The 1,297-nt window shown below is 32.5% G+C and carries 2 protein-coding genes; both read left to right on the top strand.

Translation table 11 applies throughout. The annotated features are described in order from the left end of the window. Positions 1-423 (top strand): transposase (locus ACODSI_RS15010; RefSeq protein ID WP_488917667.1); only part of this gene is annotated, 423 nt, incomplete at its 5' end. Further along, entirely contained in the window at positions 339-1,259 is a 921-nt protein-coding gene (locus ACODSI_RS15005; RefSeq protein WP_488917668.1) for an IS3 family transposase, read from the top strand. The genes ACODSI_RS15010 and ACODSI_RS15005, both read left to right, overlap by 85 nt. The last annotated feature ends 38 nt before the right edge of the window (positions 1,260-1,297 follow it).

Here is a 1,297-nt window from a genome sequence, read left to right as displayed (position 1 = left end):
TTTTTGCAACTTATGAGACTAACAAAAAAACAACCATGTCCAAAAAAAGAGTATCAAAAGATTGGTTTTGATCTCAAACTTTCCATCATTGACCAAATTACAAATGGTCAGATATCGGTTAATCACGCAGCCAAATTACATGGAATTTCTCGCTCCTCTATTACCTATTGGATGAAAAAATTGCGTTCCTTTGAACAAAATTCTAAAACAATGAGTAAAAACGACGAAATCAAAAAACTTAAAAACAGAATCGAAGAACTCGAATTTGTTAAAGACTTTCAACAAATGATAATCGCTGATTTTGAAGTTAGTACAGATTTAGGCTTTGCAAAAAAGTCATTGCCCGAAGCACTGTACAAAGAAGTGGAGAAAAAAATGAAAGACCTTTCAAAAAGAAATGGATCCACCAATGCTTCGGAATAAGTAGACAAGCTTATGGCAAAAGAATCAAAAAACAAGAACTTGAACAAAAACAAGCTTTGATAATACTCAAGTTAATCAAGCCTCTCAGGCACTTACAGGCTCGTTACGGCTGCGCTAAACTGTATTTGGATATAAAGGATGATTTAATGAAAAACGGCATTAAAATGGGGCGTGACAAGTTTTATACTTTTATGAAAAATAACAACTTGTTGGTTAAAAAAACTAAAAGGTATCATATCACAACCGATTCTAATCATGGCTTTTATAAATCAAAAGACTTAACCTTAAATCTTGAAATAAATAAAGCCGAACAAGTCTTTGTAAGTGATATTACCTATGTTAAATTAGCTTCTGGACACGCCTATTTAGCTCTTGTTACTGACGCTTATTCTAAAAAAGTAATGGGGTACAAAATAGACACAAACATGAAAGTACAATTAGTCAAAGAAGCATTGCAAATGGCTGTAAATAATAGAATATACGTTAATCAAAACACTATTCACCACTCGGACAGAGGAATACAATATTGCTGTCCGGATTTCTCTGAGTTTGCAAAATCTAGACAAATGATCTTAAGTACAACCCAGAACTCGAGTCCATATGAAAATGCTGTAGCGGAAAGAGTTAACGGAATACTAAAACAAGAATTTGGAATAGGAAAAACGATTCCAAACCTTAAAACTGCACAAAAAATGGTCAAGCAGGCTGTAGAAATTTACAATAAAAAGCGTAGACACTACTCCCTACTCTTGAAAACACCAGAATTTGCACACCTTAATCAAATACATAAATATAAATCCTATAAGAAAAATAAAATCGCTATTTTTGAAATATAAATTAACAAAAAAACGTCAACCTATTTCAGGACAAGACA

It is taken from the genome of Flavobacterium sp. FG139 (assembly GCF_057809695.1).
The sequence above is the reverse complement of the archived record's forward strand: the minus strand, read 5'-3'. Positions and strand labels throughout refer to the sequence as shown.